Genomic DNA, 22076 nt, shown 5'->3' with positions numbered 1-22076 from the left:
CGGCTACAATTAACTGAGCTCCCTGGCCCAGCCATGTTTATTAATAAGTTATGCGAATAAGCAAACTGCGTTCCATTTTATTAATATTTTAATTAACAACGCTATAACATATTAAACCAATGAGCAACAGCAGAGTTTTTTCATCTATCGATACTATGAATGTACTGCCACTTTTCCTGTTGCCGGGCGCGGATTTGTAATAAAATAACGGGTAAAAATAGTTACTAGAGAAGAGCATATGTCAACAACTGGTCGCATTCACTCATTCGAATCTTGTGGTACGGTAGATGGCCCGGGCATCCGTTTCATTGTCTTTTTACAAGGCTGCCTGATGCGTTGTATGTACTGCCACAATCGCGATACCTGGGATACTCATGATGGCAAAGAAGTCACAGTGGATGAGTTGATCAGCGAAGCGAAATCATACCGCCACTTCATGAACGCTTCTGGTGGTGGTATAACATGCTCCGGTGGCGAGGCAATGCTTCAGCCTGAGTTCGTGCGTGATTTTTTCCGTGCCGCTCAAGCAGAAGGTATTCACACTTGTCTGGATACCAATGGCTATATTCGTAAGCATACCGATGTTGTTGATGAAGTTCTGGAAGCCACTGATCTGGTTATGCTTGACCTCAAACACATGAAAGATGAAATCCACCAGGACTTTATCGGTGTTTCTAACCGTCGTGTTCTTGATTTTGCTCGCTACCTGCACAAAATCGGTCAAAAGACCTGGATTCGCTACGTTGTCGTACCTGGCTACACTGATGATGCCGAAGCGGCACATATGCTGGGTGAGTTCATCAAGGACATGGACAATATTGAGAAAGTTGAACTGCTTCCGTACCATAAACTGGGTGCACATAAATGGGAAGCACTGGGTTTCGACTATCCGCTTGAAGGTATTGACCCACCTAAGAAAGAAGTCATGGATACCATCCAAAATATCCTGCTGCAGTACACCGACAACGTGAAGTATTGATCGTTCGCCATGCACGCTCCTTTAACACGAAAAAAACGCGCTAGAAAGCGCGTTTTTTTGTGGCAAATCCGTGTTGAGATCATGTTATAACTGATACAGATACTGTTACTCTGTCACTAATCCTATTTACTTTGTAAACTTAAATAGCTAAGTAAATCTCGCTGAATCCCGTATCTAGAGGTTACTTGGGTATAACAATAAATTGCTAGTGAGGCTTTAAGAAATGGAAATGACAAATGCTCAACGTCTAATCCTGTCCAACCAATACTACCTGATGTCTCAGATGAACCCTGAGAACGCTGCAAAATACCGCCGTTTACAGACCATTGTAGAACGCGGCTACGAATTGCAAATGCGCGAACTGAATAAAGAATTTGGCTGCCTCGTTGAAGATGAATGTCGTGAAGTCATTGATATCATGGAAATGTATCACGCAATGCAAGAGTCCAATAAAATGCTGTCAGAGGACGAACGCAAAAACGTCGATCAGCGCCGCCTTGAATTCTTGGGGTTTGATATCGCAACTGAAGCACAGTTGGTCAACTATGTACGCTTTCTAGTAGATTCAGAAGGTCTGTACCCTCAGTTTGATAAAGGCGACCACCATTTTAATAGCCATGTACCTATGCTGGACAAGTATCGCCGCATGTTAACAACATGGCGAAACTGCCCAAGACAATACCATCTATCTAGCGCTGAATTTACCCAAATTTTCAACGCGTAAGCTATTCAATAGCATTTAAAACCCCATCAAGATCACACCCGCTTTCCGAAGCGGGTGTCATTTATCTGGTAATTTTTCGTACGTTTTCACGGTCTTCTCCCACATAGGCGACACCCGTACTAAAGTTGAGACTAGCGATAATTCGCCCATCACTATTGCTTAGGAATTGTAAATAAATACATAATTGTTAAGCATTAATCTGAAAACCCTACTAGTCTTAAGATTGACACGGAGTCGCATTGTATATCTGTTATTGGTCAGCTTTGCAGGTTTAAGGGGAATCAGCTATGAGTATTTTCGATCATTATCAAGCGCGCTACGAAGCCGCAAAAGATGAAGAGTTATCAATTAAAGAATTCTTAGCTCTATGTAAAGACGACAAAAGTGCTTACGCCAATGCTGCGGAACGTCTCTTGCTCGCTATCGGTGAACCAGAGGTCATCGATACAGCACAAGATCCACGTTTAAGTCGCATTTTCTCTAACCGTATTATCTCTCGATACAAAACATTCGAAGACTTTTACGGCATGGAAGACGCGATTGAGCAAATCGTCTCTTATCTCAAACACGCCGCTCAGGGGTTAGAAGAAAGAAAACAAATTCTCTATCTTTTAGGCCCGGTGGGGGGTGGTAAGTCTTCTCTCGCAGAAAAACTCAAAGCACTGATGCAACAAATGCCTATCTACATGCTGTCAGCAAATGGAGAGCGCAGCCCAGTCAACGACCATCCATTCTGCTTATTTGATGTCAACGAAGATGGTGACCTACTAAAAAGCGAGTTTGGTATCGAGAAACGTTACCTGCGTTCCATCATGTCACCATGGGCAGCGAAGCGCCTGCATGAGTTTGGTGGCGATATCACGAAATTCAAAGTGGTCAAGGTGAGACCTTCTATCCTAGACCAAATCGCCATCGCCAAGACCGAACCCGGCGACGAGAACAACCAGGATATTTCATCACTGGTTGGTAAAGTTGATATCCGTCAGCTTGAGCATTTTTCTCAGGATGATCCTGACGCATATAGCTATTCAGGTGCGTTGTGCCGGGCTAATCAGGGGCTTATGGAGTTTGTGGAGATGTTCAAGGCTCCAATCAAAGTTCTTCACCCACTGTTAACGGCGACACAAGAAGGTAACTACAACGGTACCGAAGGTCTTTCTGCGTTGCCATTCGACGGTATGATTCTGGCTCACTCGAACGAGTCGGAGTGGCAAACGTTCCGAAATAACAAAAATAACGAAGCATTCCTCGACCGCGTATATATTGTGAAAGTCCCATACTGCTTACGCGTTTCCGAAGAAGTTAAAATTTATCAGAAACTGCTCGACCATAGTGAGTTAAGCAAAGCGCCTTGTTCACCGAGTACGCTTGAGCTATTGGCCCAATTCAGTGTTCTATCTCGATTGAAAGAACCTGAGAATTCCTCTCTTTTCTCGAAGATGAGAGTCTACGATGGTGAAACCCTCAAAGACACCGATCCAAAAGCGAAAAGCTATCAGGAATATCGTGATTACGCAGGTGTTGATGAAGGTATGTCCGGTCTTTCTACACGTTTCGCGTTCAAAATCTTGTCTCGAGTGTTCAACTTCGATCAGACTGAAGTCGCGGCAAACCCAGTGCACCTATTCTATGTAGTAGAACAGCAGATTGAACGCGAGCAATTCCCTCAGGAAATGGGCGAGAAATACCTTGAGTTCCTGAAAGGCTACCTAGTACCACGATACGTTGAGTTTATTGGCAAAGAAATCCAGACCGCGTATTTAGAATCCTACTCAGAATACGGACAGAACATCTTTGACCGTTATGTCACCTATGCGGACTTCTGGATTCAGGATCAGGAATACCGTGACCCTGAAACAGGTCAGCTATTTGACCGAGCCTCACTCAACGAAGAGCTTGAAAAAATTGAGAAAACTGCTGGTATCAGTAACCCGAAAGATTTCCGTAACGAAATCGTCAACTTCGTGTTGCGTGCAAGAGCCAACAACAAAGGCTCGAACCCAGTCTGGACCAGTTATGAAAAACTCCGCACTGTGATCGAGAAGAAAATGTTCTCTAATACAGAAGAGCTATTACCTGTCATTTCATTTAATGCGAAAACATCGTCAGAAGATCAACGTAAACACGATGACTTTGTTAACCGTATGATGGAGAAAGGCTACACCGAAAAACAAGTACGATTGCTGTCTGAGTGGTACTTACGAGTTCGCAAATCCTCATAAGTACACCTGACTGTTTAGTTGCAGCCCCGGGCAACGGCTCGGTGGCTGTATGGTGAGGGGGAATACAGGGAGTAACTCATGGCACAATTTATTGATAGACGCTTGAACGGCAAAAATAAGAGTGCCGTCAACAGGCAGCGCTTTTTGCGCAGACATAAGCAGAAAATCAAAGAATCGGTGACGGATGCTGTCAACCGCCGCTCAATCACGAATACTGAAACAGGTGAAGACGTTTCAATTCCTACCAAGGACATCAGTGAGCCTATTTTCCATCAAGGTCAAGGAGGCCTTAAAGAGCGAGTTCATCCCGGTAACGACCAGTTTATTACCGGTGACAAAATTGAAAGGCCGCCTAAAGGTGGACAGGGCGGAGGCTCCGGTCAGGGAGAAGCCAGCCCCGATGGCGAAGGTGAGGACGAATTTGTTTTCCAGATTTCAAAGGACGAGTACCTTGATATTCTGTTTGAAGATCTCGCTCTACCCAACCTGAAGAAAAACCAAATCAACAAAATAAAGGAGTGGAAAACGCACCGCGCCGGTTATCAAACCGCTGGTATGCCGTCAAATATCGCCATTGTACGTTCTTTGCAACAGTCTCTGGCACGTCGCACTGCAATGACCGCTGGCAAACGACGTATGCTGGATGAGTTGTGCCAGCAACTCGATGACATCCAAATGAGCGAACCCGCTCAACCGATGGAAGAAAATCGCCTCAAACAAGAAATCGCAGAGCTTCGCAAAAAGATAGACAGCGTGCCGTTTATCGATACCTTCGACCTGCGTTTCAAAAATTACGAGAAGCGTCCCGTCCCCTCAAGTCAGGCCGTGATGTTCTGTCTCATGGACGTATCCGGCTCCATGGATCAAGCAACTAAAGACATAGCTAAACGCTTCTACGTACTACTCTATTTGTTCCTGACACGAACCTATGAAAACGTCGAAGTCGTCTTTATCCGCCACCACACTCAGGCAAAAGAAGTGGATGAACACGAGTTTTTCTACTCTCAGGAAACGGGCGGAACCATAGTGTCCAGTGCACTGAAACTCATGCAAGAAATTGTTGAGGACCGCTATCCTCTTGATGAGTGGAATATCTACGCTGCCCAAGCTTCGGATGGCGACAACTGGGCGGATGATTCACCTCGCTGCCGTGAGCTGCTCGTGAATAAGTTGTTACCCGCTTGCCAATATTACTCTTACATTGAAATCACCCGCAGAACGCATCAAACGCTCTGGCATGAGTACGAGAAACTCGAAAACGACTTTGACAACTTTGCAATGAAGAACATTCGTTCTGTAGATGACATATTCCCTGTGTTTAGGGAGTTGTTTCATAAAGAGACAGCATAGGGAGACGTGATATGACTACAAAAGCCAAAGCAACCTCTAAGGTATTGCCTGATGGTCCGGACTGGACCTTTGACATGCTGGAACGTTATCACGTCGAAATAAAACGTGTAGCGGAGCACTACAAACTGGATACCTATCCAAACCAAATAGAAGTCATTACCTCTGAGCAGATGATGGACGCCTACTCCAGTATTGGTATGCCTATCAACTATAACCACTGGTCCTTCGGCAAAAAATTTATCCAGACCGAACAAGGCTATAAACATGGCCAAATGGGGCTGGCCTATGAAATTGTTATTAATTCGGATCCCTGTATCGCCTATCTGATGGAGGAGAATTCCGTGACGATGCAAGCACTGGTTATGGCACACGCTTGTTACGGCCACAATTCCTTCTTTAAAGGCAACTACCTGTTTCAGACCTGGACCGATGCCAGTTCAATCATTGACTACCTATTGTTTGCCAAAAACTACATTGCGGATTGCGAGCAGAAATACGGTGTCGAGGAAGTAGAGCAAATTCTCGACTCGTGCCATGCTCTGATGAACTATGGCGTGGATCGCTACAAACGACCGGAAAAGATCTCCATCGCCGAAGAAAAAATTCGTCAGGAACAGCGCGAAGCCTACTTACAGTCTCAGGTAAACGAACTTTGGCGCACCGTGCCTAAGAACCGGACACCTGCAGAAGATCAGAAGGTTCGTTTCCCAACCGAGCCTCAGGAGAACATACTTTACTTTATTGAGAAAAACGCTCCGCTTCTTGAGCCTTGGCAACGGGAAATCGTGCGCATCGTACGCAAGATCAGCCAGTACTTCTATCCTCAAAAACAAACTCAGGTTATGAATGAAGGGTGGGCAACTTTCTGGCACTACACTATTCTCAATCATCTTTATGATGAAGGACTGGTGACAGACAAATTCATCCTTGAGTTTTTGCACAGCCATACCAGTGTTGTCGCCCAACCCCCCTACAACAGCCCATACTTCAGTGGCATCAACCCTTATGCGCTTGGTTTCGCCATGTTCCGAGATATTAAACGCATTTGTGAAGAGCCCACCGACGAGGATAAAGAGTGGTTCCCAGAATTGGCAGGGAGCGATTGGCTCGAAGCTGTGCACTTTGCCATGCACAACTTTAAAGACGAAAGCTTTATCAGTCAGTATTTATCTCCCCACCTAATGCGCGAATTTAAACTGTTTTCTATTGTGGATGATGATAGAAAAAACTTTATTGAAATATCCGCTATTCACGATGAAATGGGATACAGAAAGATTCGCGAGAAACTCGCTGCTCAATATAACCTGAGTAATCTTGAACCAAATATTCAGGTATTCAATGTGGATGTGCGCGGTGATCGTTCATTGACCCTGCAGCATATTCCTCATAATCGTATTCCTCTTGATAAGAGCCATGAAGAGGTTCTCAAACACTTATACCGTCTGTGGGGCTTTGATGTCATTTTGGAGGAAGTGAAAGAGTCTGGCCGACGTGAAATTTTGGCGACATGCCCAAAACGTGAGCCTTACAATTCCAGTATTTAAAGTTCGGGGTTCCCCTTCCCCTTAGGGGTTTCCTGAAGCCCAAGCGGATTGCCTGTCATGGGTAATCCGCTTAATTTCATTGACATTTCTCAGCCATTCCGCCATAAGCTAACGCTACTGAATAGAATGAAGCAACGACATGAAAAAGTTCCTCTACGCCCTATTGATGGTCTTCCTCATCGCAGTCGCGACACTGGCATGGGTATTCATCCCTACCCATGAAAACATCGGCCCACAAACACTCAAAACGCCACTGGATAGTGAATTTACATTGGTTGCTCACAGGGTGTTATCAACCGACCCGGATGCTGGAAGCAAATTCGCTTACTTTGTCGTGTCTCAAACAGGCGATATCAGCGATCTGGAACCATTTCTTGTAACTTCCGATCAATTTGCCCGTATCGAGAAAACGGGTGACAACAGCTTATCATTGACCGTTAATGGCCGAATTTATCTCTATCATAATGATCTTTGGGTCGATAAAACCAACGGTCAACTTCAGCGTTGGTACGTCAGTATCAATGCGCGCTACCTCCGCTAATCCCAATATGAAGCTTTGCCAGGGGAGCACCACTCCCCTGTTTTCCGACCCTCTCCCACTAAGCGCCTCTATTTGTCACATTCTCAGTTTAAGCAGCCCCACTAGCAAATTGGGTTTCAAAATGATAATGGGCAAAAACACTGTTCAGACAACAATGTAACAAACTGTTTTATAAACATATTATTTTAGGCACACCTGTTGCACTGAGTCTACAAAACACACCAGAACCGAGGCTCAGGGATGGCACACTATATTTTAACCGTTCATAAAAAACCGCAGATAAACCGTCTCCAGGAAAAAGACCTCGAACAGATTTTCGATGCCCCCGTGGACGATCATACGATTATTCGTCAAGACAACTTTTCCATTCTGTGCTGGGGCGACCCTGCATGCAGAGATAAGGATCGCCTTATCATTGGTGATGTGTTGGCAGGACAGCACAAAGCGTACTGGGGGCGTAGCTGGTTGGCACTGGATCACCTCAACTCAACAGTGAAAGCTAACACCGATGTACTCGGACTGTTCCCGGTTTGGTTAAAACGTGGGGGTGACACCATCCAAGTCGCCACCAGCCGTCAGACACTTTATGAGTTGTCGCAGGATGAGAAGCTAGATGACACATCGATGCGCATGCTGGTGGCCTTTGGCCAGCTATTCGGTGAATGTACCCTTTGGCAAAATATCCGCTGCCTGTCAGGTCGTACCCGGTTAACAATCAATGCTTTTGCTGACATTGAACTGGAAAGCACCCACTCTCCCGTTCTGTACAACAGTCAAACTCGTTTCGAAGATGCATTGGAAGCCTTTGTTGAAGCAGTCCGAATTGCGTTCTCACAGGGCACCGCACCCTTGGTCTCCCTAAGTGGCGGACTCGATTCAAGGTTGATTCTTTCCGCTGCAATTGCACTGGGAAAGAAACCAGAAACCTTAACTTACGGCCATCCTGAATCGGGTGATTATCAAATTGCCCACGCACTGGCGCAGCAAGCAGGGCTGAAACTCTTTACCGGCCAATCGTCGATAGACCCAACCCAGTATCAAAATATACAAAGAGTGGCTCAACTGGGAGCAGGAGAAGTGCCTTTGCACCACGCCCACTCTGTACTTGACCGTAAACTGCTTTCACTAACCTCAGGACGCACCCTACTTACCGGTACTGGCGCCGAAACCACGCGAGCCTTTTATTATGATCGCGGTTTTCCTGGATACAGTCTGTTTGGTCAGGGTGTTATTGCCCGAGACCAGTTGATGGGGAAAGCGCGCAGTTACATACAGCAGGAGTTTGCTAAGTCTGCTACTCCCTTCTTTGAATATGCCCCTCAATTCAAGCAAGCCATGATGGCAGAGCTGAATAATCGCATTGATGAGCATATTGACTACTTTTCAACGCCCGCTATGTTCCTCGACAATTTCTACGTGCAAAATCGGGTGGCACGCTTTGTGGCAAATGGCCAGCAAATGCTCGATGCGCACTATCTCCGTTGCCATCCTTTTTTGAATCAGGATGCCCTCTACCATATGGCGCACCTGCCCGTTCGTTTTAAACTGAGCAGTACCTTCCATCGTAAAGCCATTGAAATACTGGCACCGAAACTGGCGTCTATTCGCTGGGATAAAACGGATAAACCTCTGAGCAAAGGCCTTCCCCTCAGTTATCGTTATCCTGCACTGGCTAGTCGACTTGGCGTCAACCGCTGGGGCAAACAGACGGCGCCGCTTTTCAGTTATGCATCCCTGTCAGACAACGTCTCAGCAACTCAACTGGAGTCGAGTCTGGATCAAATGCAGTGCCATCTGAACATCAAAGAAGAGCATGACTTGCAACATATTCGTAATCACTTACCGACGCTTGGCTACAGCGCAGTTTGGGCCCACTTCAGAAAACTGGGAGCCCCATCGTCTTCATCACGTAAACACGCCGGACAGGAGTCTGAACTATGAAAACGCTCGGCTACGTATTAAGTGATTTCCCTGTGCTATCAGAGACGTTTGTCGGAACGGAAATGCGAGCAATGATAGCTCAGGGATATCGAGTGCGCCCTTTGGCTTTTAACGTCAACCCCGGAAGTGGTCAACCCGCCGACAGCGCTCTGGTCGATGAAGCAAGAACCATTACTCATGTTTCATTGATTCAGGCACTCTCAAGTTGGTTACGTTCCCCGATACGCAGTTGTAAAGCGATAAGGTTTGTGTTGCAACAAACCGGGCTTCCCAAAAAGTCTCTGATACGCAGCGCTGGCCAGTTGGCTTACATCGCAAGAAAACAGCACTGTGACCATCTGCACGCCCATTTTGCCCTGCACACCACGGCGACGGCCATTACGGCCGCAAAACTCCTCGACTGTCAGGTATCTTTTGTTGGTCACGGCTTTGATGTCTATGCACAACCAGCAGACCTGCCGCTCAAATTGTCTTCATCTTCCTTTGCCATTGCGGTTTGCAAAGATATGCAGCAACGTTTTCGAAACTTATCCCCCACTTCTTTGGTACACCTTGTTGCTTGCGGCATTGAATTACAGCGTTACCCATTTCGCCCTGTCGCCAAGCACAACGGCCGATTGCTGTTTGTGGGTCGCTTAACCGAGAAAAAGGGCTTGTCCGATCTATTTGAAGGCCTTGCTCTGCTTCCCGAGTCCGACAGGCCTCAACTCGATTTGGTTGGAGACGGAGAGCTAAAATCTGACCTGAACACACTGGCCAAAAAGCTGGGAATAGATGAATACATTCATTTTCTTGGAAGCCGGCACGCGGAGTGGATCATTGCGAACGCAGCTCACTACATTGCTCTTTGTACCCCGTTTTGCGAAGCAAAAAACGGTGACAGGGACACGGGCCCTGTCGTGGTAAAAGAAGCGATGGCATTAGGTCTCCCGGTTATTTGCAGCCAATTTATGGGCTGTGAGGAAATGGTGACTGAGGATACGGGTGTGCTGGTGCCTCCTAAAGCACCACCACAATTGGCTACAGCGATCACTGCAATGCGTTCTCTGTCCGAAGTTGAGCGATTGAAACTGGTGCAAAGGGCGCGCAATCGGGTCAGCCATTTTTATAGCGCCACAGTTAGTGGTATCCAACTAGCCAAGGCTATTGAAGGAGCTTGCTAATGCGTAAAGCACTTCAACAGTCTCTTTACTATGCTGCCGGACTGGTTCTGATGAAGGGGGTCTCTTTCCTGATGCTGCCCATCGTTGCCAGCGCTTTGGACACTCATGATTACGGCGCCTTAGACCTGTGGATTTCTGTATTGAACATAGGCGGGATAATCATTGGCTTTGGATTGATAGAAGCGCTTTATCGTTATGCTGGTGACGCAAAGGGCGAGGACTTTAACACCCTGAATAGTACCGCAACACTGCAACAGCTGATCATCGCGTTATGGGCAGTCATTTTGTCCGTGCCAGTCTGTTGGCTGATCCTGACGACATGGCCGTCGATCAGCACTATTGACCTGGTGCTGACACTGAGCACTCTGATCATCAGCGCTGCAATCAATATGCCGCTAACATGGTTAAGACTCATTGATAACGCAAGATTGTTTTTTGTCGTTACCAGCGGTAAAGCCGTACTGCAGGCGCTAATGACCCTATTGTTTCTGAAGTGGAATATGGGAGTTACAGGGGTCTTATTATCGGGCCTTCTATCGTCTACCGCCCTCGCCACTGTGCTCATCATTCATCAATACCGAACGGTTCCGATTGGTTGGGATCCTCAGGTGGCAAAACAACTGCGCCATTACGGCATCCCATTGATCGCCTCAGGCATACTGCTGTTTGCAGCCTCAGGTGCGGAACGCTGGATACTGGCAGCAACACTGGGGCTGGACACTCTGGCTCAGTATGCATTGGCAATGCAATTCGCGCTGATTGTCGCCTTCTTATGTGAACCCTTAACCCTGTGGTGGTTTCCGAAGCGATTCCAGATCCTCAACGAACCCGGCGGCATGAAAAAAACCGCCCGCATTGCGGAAGGCATGTGTCATGCAACCCTCTGGTTTGCGATGGGTATAGCGTGCGTTGCTCCATGGCTCATAGAGCACTGGTTCCCACCCCGATATCACCAGGCCGCAGAATGGATACCCTGGCTTGCTCTCGGTATGGCACTTAAGCAGATATCCCATACGTTGACGACTGGATGCTATGTAGAAAAGCAACCCAGAGTGGTCCTTAAAATCAATGCTGTCATGGCTGTCATCGCCATGGTGACATTTACCATTTCTAGCCTGATTTATGGACTCAGCGGCGTCGTGTTTTGCTTTATCGGCTTATATACCGTGCGTGCTGTCCTGTTCGACCGCGCCAGCCAACAGCGTTTATCGCTGCCCATGTCATATCTGCCAATAGCCCTTCATGTTGCCTGGATTGCTGGCTGGATTGCCGCCAATCCATCCGTGGTGGCTATGTGGTTAGCCATGGTTTTGCAAAGCATAGGGCTCGCAGTCTGGAGTTACTCCCATTGGACAGAATCCTCAGATAAATCGATAGTTTGCCAACAAGGAGCTCAAAAATGATTTCACTTCAGCAACCTTTCATCAGCATTATCATACCCAACTACAACTGTCTGGATTTCTTGCCTGCCTGCCTGAACAGTATCGACGAGCAAGTCGGGGTCGAGAAGGAAGTTATCATCATTGATGATGGTTCGACCGACGGTTCTCTCGAGTATATTCAGGAACTGATGAACACCAGAACAGACCTCATACTCGTCAGGGGTCATCGCGTTGGTCCGGGCGCCGCCCGCAACTTAGGGGTAGAAGTGGCCACGGGAGATTACCTTGCATTCCTTGACGCCGACGATACCTGGACTGCAGACAAATTGTCGAAACAGGTCCGTTTTATGGCTCAGCATCCAGAGGTGTCTCTGAGCTTTACTAACTATGAACACATCAATAGCGCTCAGGAGCTAATCATTCCCTGCTTTGACTATTGGCCAGAGTTTCAACAGTATGTAAAAAACCGAGAAGACAATGGCGAATATCAACGCCTAATAGACGCCACCAGCATACTGTTTAAAGAGAACATTGTCGGAACCTCGTCTGTGATGTGCCGCCGCGACGCCTATCTTGACGTTGGCGGGTTTGACACCACACTACCCAGCGCCAGTGACTGGGATTTATGGCTGAAGCTGAGTGAAGTTGGTGAGGTTGGTTTTACCTCGGCTATCCAAATGTATTATCTGATGCGTGAGGGCAGTGTATCTTCCAATATTCCCAAACGAATTGAGGCGATGAAAATCATCGCAGAACGTCACATGAGCGAGGCCTCCGCTCAGTGTCCTGATGTAAAGCGCTTTGTTGATGGACGACTAATGGATGCGTATTGCGAGTATGCTAACGAGCACAAGAACTACGCACAACGCACCTTCAAGCATCTGGAAACCTTTATCTGTTACCCAAGCATGAAACGATTCAAAGCGATGGTGAAAACAGCAATGGTTATGTAGAAAAAAGCCCCAAGACAGGTCAACTGATATTGGGGCTCTGGATTGATTTGATGGATGTGGGGTTACTTATGACGCTCTTTAAGTTTATTCACAACGTCATTCATCGATAAACCCTGATCCTGTAATAGCACCATCAAGTGATAGATCAGATCGGCTGACTCACACACTAACTCCGCCTTGTCACCCGACGTTGCCGCAAGCGCGACTTCAACCCCTTCTTCGCCCACTTTCTGCGAAATACGTTTGGTGCCGCGAGCGTAGAGGCTCGCTGTGTAAGAAGATTGCGGATCCGCGTCTTTTCGAGCGGCAAGCAGTTTTTCAAGCTGATGAAGCCACACCATCTGTGACTCTTCCTGAGCATCCGCGTCAAAACACGTGGTTGTGCCTGTGTGGCAAGTAGGGCCAATCGGATCCACTTTGACCAGCAAAGTGTCATTGTCACAATCCAGTGCGATATTGCGAAGCTGCAACACGTTGCCTGACGTTTCACCTTTGGTCCACAATCGAGACTTGGTACGAGAGAAAAACGTTACCTGCTCTGTCTCCATTGTTTTATCCAGTGCGTCCGGGTTCATGTACCCCATCATCAATACCTGCCCAGACTGAAAGTCCTGAACAATAGCCGGCACCATACCGTCTACTTTTTCCCAGTCAATGCGCTCTGTGAGCGCCACGGCTGCTTCACTCATAGTCTGATCTCCACACCTTCTTGTTTCAAATACTGCTTTAGTTCACCAATATTGATGATTTGTTTGTGGAATACCGACGCTGCCAGCGCTCCGTCGACATTGGTCTTTTTATAAGCCTCTGCAAAGTGTTCCATTGCGCCCGCACCGCCTGAGGCAATAAGTGGCACCTTACACACTTCACGCACCATGTTGAGCTGCTCAATATCGTAGCCGTTACGAACGCCATCCTGGTTCATCATATTGAGAACGATTTCCCCAGCACCACGTTTTTGAACTTCCTGCACCCAATCACGGGTTTCCCACTTGGTCGCCTTAGTTCGCGCTTCATCACCAGTGAACTGATACACCTGGTATTTCCCGGTCTCTTTATCAAAGTAAGAGTCAATACCAACGACGATACACTGCACCCCAAACTTGTCGGCCAGTTGAGTGATCAGTTCAGGGTTTGCCAATGCTGGCGAGTTGATCGAGACTTTGTCTGCACCAAATTCAAGGATTCTTGCGGCATCTTCAGCTGACTTAATACCGCCAGCAACACAGAACGGAATATCAATCACTTCTGCCACACGCGCAACCCAACTTTTATCCACGACTCGGCCGTCACTGGATGCGGTGATATCGTAAAATACCAACTCATCGGCCCCTTCTTCAGCGTAACGTGCTGCAAGCGGTACAATATCGCCGATGATTTCGTGGTTGCGGAACTGAACACCCTTTACTACCTGACCGTCACGGACGTCCAGGCAAGGAATTATTCGCTTTGCCAGCATTGGAATGCCTCCTCAGCCGTAAATTTACCATCTAACAGAGCGCGACCTACAATGACCCCGGATACGCCCGACCCTTTCAGTGCTTCGATATCCGCCAAACTGCCAATACCCCCTGAAGACTGAAACTGCACCTGAGGGTATTGCTTACACAGGTCAACGTAAAGCTCTACATTGCTTCCTGCCAGCGTGCCATCACGAGAAATATCCGTGCACAGGACGTGCTGAAGTCCTACCGTCAAATAGTCATCAATCAGCGCCTCAATGGTCACACCGGAATCTTCCTGCCAGCCTGAAATGGCGACTTTACGGGTACCAGTTTCATCAATATTGATGTCCAGAGCCAGAACGATCTTCTCTGCCCCGTATTTTTCCATCCAGCCCTTTACCAGTTCTGGCTGTTTCACTGCCGTCGAACCAACAACCACTCGCTGTGCGCCTGCATCAAGCAGATCGACCACATCCTGCTCCGTACGCACACCACCGCCAATTTGAATGTTGGCAGGCGTGCCCGCCAGAAGCTTAGCGATTAAGTCGAGCTGACGTGCAGATGTGTCTTTTGCGCCGGTCAAATCCACCAGATGCAACCAGTTTGCTCCGGCCTGATGATAGAGATTGAATTGCTCGACAGGGTCGACTTTGTACTCAGTCACTTGACCATAGTCGCCCTGATAGAGGCGAACAACTTGTCCTTCAATTAGATCTAATGCTGGGATAATCACATTCTTTTCCTTTAAGCCTCACCACCATGTGAGGCCGCTAAATTCTGCCAGGTAACCTTCGTTACCGTTTTTCTACACCAGTTCCAGGAAGTTCTGGATCAGCTTTGAGCCTGCCTTTGACGAACGCTCAGGGTGGAACTGCACACCATAATAGTTACCACTTTGAATCGCCGCACTGAATGGGACACCGTAGTCACACTCGGCAATGGTGTAGTCACCAACTGGCATTCCAAAGCTATGCACAAAGTAGAAGTACTCGCCTTCTTCAATCCCATTAAACAGCGGATTACCCGGCAATGCTTTCACCGTATTCCAACCCATATGGGGCAACGGCAAGTCGCCGGTTTGTAACAGTTTCACTTCACCGTCACACAACCCCAGACATTCCACCTGCTCATCAGCTTTCTGACCTTTTTCCTGAGACAGTTTGCCAAGCAATTGCATGCCGAGACAGATGCCCAGTAACGGCTTTTCCACTTTCTTGACCAACTCGATAAGGTTGCGTTGCTCCAGGTTCTTCATCGCTTCACTGGCCGTACCAACCCCGGGAAGAAACAATTTATCCGCTGCAAGCACTACTTCAGGATCTTTGGAGATAACCACGTCATAACCAAGACGCTGAATAGCAAACTTGACTGAAGACACATTGGCGCAGCCGGTGTCAATAATGACCACTTTCTGTTTGCTGTCTGCCATTACAACACTCCCTTACTGCTCGGCAATTCGTTACCTTCAACTTTAATTGCCTGACGCAGGGTGCGGCCGAACGCTTTAAATAAGCTTTCGATGATGTGGTGGTCGTTGTCACCCGCTGAAGACAGGTGCAGTGTACAGGCCAGCGTATCAGTCAGTGAACGGAAGAAGTGAACTACCATCTCGGTGGACAGGTCACCCACTTGCTCACGCGAGAATTCCGCTTCGAATTTCAGGTATGGGCGACCGGACAAATCCAGACCACACTGGGCCAGACACTCGTCCATTGGAAGGCTGAAACCAAATCGGCCAATTCCACGTTTATCCCCTAACGCTTCTTTTAATGCTTGTCCAAGCGCTAGTGCGGTGTCTTCTACCGTGTGGTGATCATCAATGTGTAAGTCTCCTTTCACCAGACACTTCATCTGAAAACCACCATGGGTCGCGATCTGGTCCAGCATGTGGTCAAAGAAGCCCATTCCTGTAGAGATCTCGTTGCCACCCGTTTCATCCAGGTTAACAAACACTTTGATGTCGGTTTCTTTGGTTGTTCTGATCACCTCTGCGGTGCGGGCATTGACTGTCAGATCTTTGAGGATCTGTTTCCAGCCCATGGTGTCTGGGTGGTATTGAATGCCACGAATGGCCATATTCTCAGCCAGTTGCAAGTCAGTGGCACGATCGCCAATCACCACGGAGGTTTTGAAATCAACCTTACCGCTTTGCAAATACTCTTTGACCATGCCCAGTTTAGGCTTGCGGCATGTGCAGTTGTCTTCTTCAAAGTGCGGGCAAATCAGTACGTCATCAAATTTAACGCCCTGCGACTCGAAAATTTCCATCATCATATCGTGAGGAGCATCGAAATCTTCCTGCGGGTAGCTATCGGTGCCCAGTCCGTCCTGGTTCGTCACCATTACCAGACGGTAACCTGCATCCTGAAGCGCTAACAGACTCGGAATCACGTACGGCTCTAGTTTCAGTTTATCGAGACGATCTACCTGAAAATCGATCGGTGGCTCAACAATTAGCGTGCCATCGCGGTCTATAAATAATATTTTTTGTTGGTTGCTCACTTTATAAATCCTTTTCTCTTGATGGCAGTTAAGCAGCGGTTTGCTCTAGTTGATTACGAATAAACGACAGTGTTTTTTCACACTCATCTCGATTACCGATACTGATTCGCACACAGTTTTCAATCGGCGAGTTACGCAGAATAATGCCGGTATCCCATGCTGCTTTGAACAGTTCATCGCCGTCAGGGAACTCGACTAATAAATAATTGCCCCACCCTTCAAAGACGGTCACACCCGGCAAGGTTGAGAGTCCGGCTTGTAAATAGGCACGGTTGGCGTTGAGATCCAGCACCTGAAACTTCGCTCTCGCCAGTCCTTGCTCTGAAAGTGCCTGAACGGCAATTTCAGCAACTGGTACAGGAACCGGATACGGTGCGATAACCTTCAGCAACACATTAATTAACTCTTCGTTGGCTAAAGTAAAGCCACAACGAAGACCTGCCAAAGCAAATGCTTTAGACAAAGTACGCAATATTGCCAGATTTGGGTATTGCGCGAGCAAATCCACGGTTGAGGCTTCAGGACAAAAATCAATGTATGCCTCATCCATGACAACAATGGCCTTATCCTTGGTCATCTCAAGCAATGCAACGATATCTTCGCGGTTCACCAAATTGCCCGTAGGGTTATTCGGACTGCACACAAACACCAACTTGACACCATCAAGATTGGCCTCGATGTCTGCCAGGTTCAACTGCCAGTCTGATGTAAGTGGCACTGTCTTGCGCTCAACACCAATGGTTTCCGCACTGATCGCGTACATTCCATAAGTTGGCGGACAATAAAGAATGCTGTCCTGACCCGGTTCGCAGAATGCGCGGATAAGAAGTTCGATTCCCTCGTCGGCACCACGGGAAGTCAGAGTCTGCTCCGGCTTCACCCCCGCATACGCTGCGTACGCTTCAATAAGGGCTTTAGGCTGACACTCGCTGTAGCGATTAAGTCGGGCAAAATCCGTTTTGTATTCGTTATTGAACGGTGACTCGTTGGCGTTTAACCAGACGTCGCCAGTTCCACCGATGCGGCGCGCAGACAAATACGGTGTTAACTGCTGAACTTGTTTTCGGGCGAGCTTTTCCATTATTTCGCCTCCTGCTGCAACTTTTCAACTCGAATGGTTACCGCACGTTTGTGAGCATCAAGGCCTTCTGCTTCCGCCATGGTCACAACTGTCGGAGCCAGTCCTCGTAAGCCATCAGCACTTAGCTCCTGAACCGTCATTCTCTTAGAGAAGTCTGCCAACCCGAGGCTCGAGTAAGTACGTGTATAACCGTATGTCGGTAGTACGTGGTTAGTACCGGAGGCATAATCACCCGCTGACTCCGGAGACCAGTCTCCCAGGAAGATAGATCCCGCGTTATCCAGAAGAGGCAACAGTTCACGTGGGCTCTTGGTCTGTACGATCAGGTGTTCAGGGCCATAATAGTTTGAGATCGACACACACTGAGTCAGTGATTCAGCAATAATTATCAGGCTCGACCCCAGGGCCTTTTCTGCAATAGCTGCGCGCGACAGCAGTTTAAGTTGTGCCTTTACCGCTTCTGTCACCTGATCGGCTATCAATGGTGATGGTGTAACCAGTACCACCTGAGAATCCGGTCCGTGTTCAGCCTGACTCAACAAATCCGCAGCAACAAAGTCCGCATCGGCGGTTTCATCGGCAATCACCAGAACTTCAGATGGACCAGCGGGCATGTCAATGGCGGCTCCACGGAAATCGTTGCTCACCTGACGTTTTGCTTCTGTCACGTAGGCGTTACCAGGGCCAAAAATCTTGTCGACTTTGGCGACCGTTTCCGTACCGTAAGCCATAGCGGCGACGGCCTGACCACCGCCCACATTGTACACTTCATCAATGTTACACAGCTTTGCCACATATAGAATTTCGTCAGCAATAGGCGGTGGTGAGCACAGTACGACTTTACGACAACCGGCAATCTGTGCCGGTACACCCAGCATTAATACCGTTGAAGGGAGCGGTGCACTGCCACCCGGGATATACAGACCGACATTGTTGATTGGTCGTGTGACCTGCTCACAGACAACACCCGGTTGAGTCTCAACGCGCAGTGGCTCTGGGCGCTGAGCTTTGTGAAATTTTGCAATGTTTGAGTACGCTTGTTCAAGCGCCTGCTTCATCGTCTCTGACAGACGCGCAGAAGCCGCATCGATCTCTGCAGCGGAGACTCTGATTGAATCAGGACGAACACCATCAAACTTCTCTGTCAGTTCAAGGAGCGCTTTATCCCCTTCACTACGAACTTGTTGAATCACGGCAGAAACGGCGGCGGTAATATTTGCCCCTTCCGTGATTGCCGGACGCTCAAGAATCGACTCTTGTTGCGACTGACTCAGTGATTGCCAAACTACTGTTCTCATGGCCTTACCCCATCATCTTCTCAATTGGTAGCACCAGAATTGAACTGGCACCCAGCTCTTTCAACTGCTCCATGGTTTCCCAGAATAAGTTTTCCGTACTTACCAAGTGGACCGCTACGCGCTCTTTGTCGGAAGACAGTGGCAAGACAGTTGGATCCTCAGCACCCGGCAGTAGTGATTTGATCTGTTCCAGTTTGGCGACCGGAGCGTGAAGCATGATGTATTTTGATTCTTTTGCCTGTTGCACACCCTGCATACGGGTGAGCAATTTCTCGATCAGAGCCTGCTTGTCAGCGTCAAACTCCCCCATGCGTTGAATCAGTGTCGCTTTAGAACGGAAGATCACCTCCGCTTCCTTCAGGCCATTGGCTTCCAGCGTTGCACCTGTAGACACTAAGTCAGCAATTGCATCAGCAAGACCAGCACGTGGTGCTACTTCAACCGAACCTGTCAGCATACAAGCGCTGAAGTCCACGCCTTGCTCGTCCATATAGGCTTTCAACAGCTGCGGATAGGTCGTTGCAATGCGCTTACCAGCAAGATCCTGTGGTCCGTTATAGGTTTCGTCTTTATCAATGGCAATAGAAAGGCGGCAACCCCCAAAGTCAAGACGACGTAAGGTCACGAACTCATTCGGCTCGCCCAGTGCTTTACGGTCCAGACGTACTTCTTCCAGTTCGTTTTCACCAATAAAGCCCAGGTCAACAACGCCATCCATGATCAGGCCAGGGATATCATCATCACGAACAAGTAGCAGATCGATTGGCATATTTAGTGAGTGAACAACAAGACGCTCACCCATGACATTGAACTTAACACCACACTTTTTAAGCAGGTCTTGGCTCTCTTTACTCAGGCGACCCTTCTTTTGAATCGCGATTCTTAGGCGTTGTGTTTGCATTGCTGTATCCCTGTGCAAGATATTGATTTTTAAAATATAAAACAAAAAAACCCTCGGGAGCTTTGGTCTCCCGAGGGTTTAATTCTTTAATCTTAAATCGAACCTCCGAGAGTTTTACCTATCTCTCGGGTATGCGTTCATCTCCCGAAAGATTAAGCTGGGTGATGGTGGTGATGATGAATGTTCATATCAAAAACTAGCATACTTATTTGAAGTTCCTTTGTGTCTGTACCTTCACACTAACTAAGCTCACTGCGATTTTCAACCACTATTTTACAAATCGGCGGATTTTTTTTTGTACAGAGAATTTCGCGTCTGTTCGAAGCTCAATTTATCGCTATTTCGCAAGGTGAAAACAATAAAAAAGGAGCCTGACTCAGGCTCCTTAATATCCAGATATGCTCGCTAAGCGCTTGCTTCTTTCGCCATTCGGGATCTCGACATTGCCGATAGCACGAAACAGACGATCACAAAGGTAAAACTCGCTGCTGAGAATGAGATAGCAACAGACGATGTCATACCAAGGGTAATGAAGCCTACACATGATACTAACGCCACCGACAGAGCATAAGGCAGCTGAGTCGATACGTGGTCAATGTGATTACAGCGCGCGCCGGTTGAAGACAAAATCGTGGTATCAGAGATTGGTGAACAGTGATCACCAAAAACCGACCCTGCCAGAACAGCACCTAGCATAGGCAACATCATCGCTATGTCCGTAGCACCCGCCATGTCACCAGCAATCGGTAGCATGATGCCAAACGTGCCCCACGAAGTACCCGTAGAAAATGCCATCAGACCTGAAAGCAGGAACAAGATAACTGGCAACCAGTGCACATCAATGTTTCCCTGAACCGTTGATGACAAGTAAGCACCCGTCTTCATATCACCGATGACAGAGCCGATTGACCAGGCAAAAAACAAAATTAGGATCGCGCCAAACATCGACTTCGCGCCAATCCACATTGTGGTTGCGATATCAGAGATCGACAATTTTTGTCTTACTACGGTATATACGGCCGTCAGCAGACCCGCTGAACCACCGTAAATCAATGAAGTACCTACATCAGTATTTTCAAACGCGCCCAAGAAGTTAAACGCAATACCATCTGCGGCCAGCGCCTGGCCACCGGTATAAATCATTGCGATGACCATAGCGGCGATCAGTACAACAATCGGCAGGATAAGATCAGACACAGAACCGAAGTCGCTTTCTTTAATATCCAGCTCTTCGTTAAGTTCATGTGCTTCTTTAGTGTCGTTTTCTTTGTCTTTATCGAAACCCAGACCCTGCTTCGCATTCAGCTCATGCTTGCGCATCGGGCCAACATCGAGCTGGAACCAGGCCACTGCAAATACCATCAGCAGTGCGAACACAGCATAAAAGTTCATCGGAATAAGACGAACGTAGGCACCAATAGCCGAATACTCAGTAATACCGTGGGTAATCAGGATGCCACTAACAATGGTCATAATATACGCACCCCAGCTCGAAGCCGGCATCAGTACACACATAGGTGCCGCAGTCGAATCGAGGATATAAGCCAGCTTAGCACGTGAGACGTAGAAGCGGTCCGTCACGGGACGAGAGATCGCGCCTACCGCGAGACTATTGAAGTAGTCGTCGACAAAAATGAACACACCCAGGAAAGCGGCAAGAAGTTTGGAGCCTCGCTTACTCTTTACACGAGCCTGTGCCCACTCCGCAAAGGCTTTGGTACCACCAGATAGTGTCAACAGTGCGGTCATCATGCCGAGCAGCAATAGGAAGCCGACAATACTCATGTTCCAGGCATTGAGGCCACCGTCTTCAATTACGACACCAGATACCGTATCGAAGATATAACCTGCGGCGCTGCCAGCAGAGTAGTCGTTGAGTAAGAATGCGCCTAAAACAATACCCACACCCAGGGAAAGCAAAACGCGACGTGTGATAATCGCCAGACTCAATGCTACGATCGGCGGCAGCAGTGACAATGGTGACGAAGCAAAATCGATTAAATTCATGATCTTCAAAAACCAGTTTTTATAATGGTCAGAGATCTACTGC

General features: G+C 47.9%; 19 protein-coding genes and 1 other annotated feature. Of the genes, 10 read left to right on the top strand and 9 right to left on the bottom strand.

Annotation, left to right across the window (positions count from 1 at the left end; genetic code table 11):
* Positions 1–238 precede the first annotated feature (238 nt).
* The 10 genes from pflA (at position 239) to C4S60_RS13945 (ending at position 12799) form a co-directional block, all read left to right on the top strand.
* Positions 239–979 carry a pyruvate formate lyase 1-activating protein gene (gene pflA / locus C4S60_RS13990; protein WP_103880981.1) on the top strand — a complete coding sequence of 247 codons (741 nt, stop codon included), beginning with the start codon at positions 239–241 and terminating at the stop codon, positions 977–979.
* A 223-nt stretch (positions 980–1202) separates the two neighbouring features.
* Complete coding sequence (locus C4S60_RS13985; RefSeq protein ID WP_103880980.1) at positions 1203–1703, top strand: YfbU family protein; 501 nt, start codon at positions 1203–1205, stop codon at positions 1701–1703.
* A gap of 287 nt (positions 1704–1990) precedes the next feature.
* The gene (locus tag C4S60_RS13980) at positions 1991–3925 is read left to right on the top strand and encodes a PrkA family serine protein kinase (protein WP_103880979.1); all 1935 of its coding nucleotides are present in this window, start codon (positions 1991–1993) and stop codon (positions 3923–3925) included.
* A 78-nt stretch (positions 3926–4003) separates the two neighbouring features.
* Positions 4004–5275 (top strand): YeaH/YhbH family protein, encoded by a 1272-nt coding sequence (locus C4S60_RS13975; protein ID WP_103880978.1) that lies wholly within the window; start codon positions 4004–4006, stop codon positions 5273–5275.
* Between the two features lie 11 nt (positions 5276–5286).
* Positions 5287–6819 (top strand): SpoVR family protein, encoded by a 1533-nt coding sequence (locus C4S60_RS13970; RefSeq protein WP_103880977.1) that lies wholly within the window; start codon positions 5287–5289, stop codon positions 6817–6819.
* Positions 6820–6958: 139 nt separating this feature from the next.
* Positions 6959–7360: a hypothetical protein gene (locus C4S60_RS13965; RefSeq protein WP_103880976.1), complete on the top strand. Its 402-nt coding sequence runs from the start codon at positions 6959–6961 to the stop codon at positions 7358–7360.
* 240 nt (positions 7361–7600) lie between these two features.
* Positions 7601–9301 (top strand): asparagine synthase-related protein, encoded by a 1701-nt coding sequence (locus C4S60_RS13960; protein WP_103880975.1) that lies wholly within the window; start codon positions 7601–7603, stop codon positions 9299–9301.
* Positions 9298–10464, top strand: a complete 1167-nt coding sequence (locus C4S60_RS13955) for a glycosyltransferase (RefSeq protein ID WP_103880974.1) — start codon at positions 9298–9300, stop codon at positions 10462–10464. Before C4S60_RS13960 ends, C4S60_RS13955 begins: the two co-directional genes overlap by 4 nt.
* A complete protein-coding gene (locus C4S60_RS13950; RefSeq protein WP_103880973.1) occupies positions 10464–11867 on the top strand; it encodes a lipopolysaccharide biosynthesis protein in 1404 nt (467 codons plus the stop codon). Before C4S60_RS13955 ends, C4S60_RS13950 begins: the two co-directional genes overlap by 1 nt.
* Positions 11864–12799 (top strand): glycosyltransferase family 2 protein, encoded by a 936-nt coding sequence (locus C4S60_RS13945; RefSeq protein ID WP_103880972.1) that lies wholly within the window; start codon positions 11864–11866, stop codon positions 12797–12799. The genes C4S60_RS13950 and C4S60_RS13945 overlap by 4 nt, the downstream gene beginning before the upstream one ends.
* A gap of 62 nt (positions 12800–12861) precedes the next feature.
* Here C4S60_RS13945 and hisIE read toward each other — a convergent pair whose 3' ends face one another.
* The 9 genes from hisIE to C4S60_RS13900 form a co-directional block, all read right to left on the bottom strand.
* Complete coding sequence (hisIE, locus tag C4S60_RS13940; RefSeq protein WP_103880971.1) at positions 12862–13488, bottom strand: bifunctional phosphoribosyl-AMP cyclohydrolase/phosphoribosyl-ATP diphosphatase HisIE; 627 nt, start codon at positions 13486–13488, stop codon at positions 12862–12864.
* The gene (hisF, locus tag C4S60_RS13935; RefSeq protein ID WP_103880970.1) at positions 13485–14258 is read right to left on the bottom strand and encodes an imidazole glycerol phosphate synthase subunit HisF; all 774 of its coding nucleotides are present in this window, start codon (positions 14256–14258) and stop codon (positions 13485–13487) included. The genes hisIE and hisF overlap by 4 nt, the downstream gene beginning before the upstream one ends.
* Positions 14240–14977: a 1-(5-phosphoribosyl)-5-[(5-phosphoribosylamino)methylideneamino]imidazole-4-carboxamide isomerase gene (hisA, locus tag C4S60_RS13930; RefSeq protein ID WP_103880969.1), complete on the bottom strand. Its 738-nt coding sequence runs from the start codon at positions 14975–14977 to the stop codon at positions 14240–14242. The genes hisF and hisA overlap by 19 nt, the downstream gene beginning before the upstream one ends.
* Positions 14978–15049: 72 nt before the next feature.
* Positions 15050–15673 carry an imidazole glycerol phosphate synthase subunit HisH gene (hisH, locus tag C4S60_RS13925; protein WP_103880968.1) on the bottom strand — a complete coding sequence of 208 codons (624 nt, stop codon included), beginning with the start codon at positions 15671–15673 and terminating at the stop codon, positions 15050–15052.
* Positions 15673–16746 carry a bifunctional histidinol-phosphatase/imidazoleglycerol-phosphate dehydratase HisB gene (gene hisB, locus C4S60_RS13920; RefSeq protein WP_103880967.1) on the bottom strand — a complete coding sequence of 358 codons (1074 nt, stop codon included), beginning with the start codon at positions 16744–16746 and terminating at the stop codon, positions 15673–15675. The genes hisH and hisB overlap by 1 nt, the downstream gene beginning before the upstream one ends.
* A 28-nt stretch (positions 16747–16774) precedes the next feature.
* The gene (gene hisC / locus C4S60_RS13915) at positions 16775–17827 is read right to left on the bottom strand and encodes a histidinol-phosphate transaminase (RefSeq protein WP_103880966.1); all 1053 of its coding nucleotides are present in this window, start codon (positions 17825–17827) and stop codon (positions 16775–16777) included.
* Positions 17827–19125: a histidinol dehydrogenase gene (hisD, locus tag C4S60_RS13910; RefSeq protein ID WP_103880965.1), complete on the bottom strand. Its 1299-nt coding sequence runs from the start codon at positions 19123–19125 to the stop codon at positions 17827–17829. Before hisD ends, hisC begins: the two co-directional genes overlap by 1 nt.
* A 4-nt stretch (positions 19126–19129) precedes the next feature.
* A complete protein-coding gene (gene hisG, locus C4S60_RS13905) occupies positions 19130–20026 on the bottom strand; it encodes an ATP phosphoribosyltransferase (RefSeq protein ID WP_103880964.1) in 897 nt (298 codons plus the stop codon).
* A gap of 41 nt (positions 20027–20067) precedes the next feature.
* Positions 20068–20203 (bottom strand) — a sequence feature (His leader region).
* A gap of 228 nt (positions 20204–20431) precedes the next feature.
* Complete coding sequence (locus C4S60_RS13900; protein WP_103880963.1) at positions 20432–22033, bottom strand: Na+/H+ antiporter NhaC family protein; 1602 nt, start codon at positions 22031–22033, stop codon at positions 20432–20434.
* Positions 22034–22076: the final 43 nt, after the last annotated feature.

The organism is Vibrio hangzhouensis, from assembly GCF_900107935.1.
In the GTDB taxonomy this organism is placed as follows: domain Bacteria; phylum Pseudomonadota; class Gammaproteobacteria; order Enterobacterales; family Vibrionaceae; genus Vibrio; species Vibrio hangzhouensis.
Note: the sequence above shows the minus strand (reverse complement) of the source record. Positions and strands in the feature narration are given on the sequence as shown.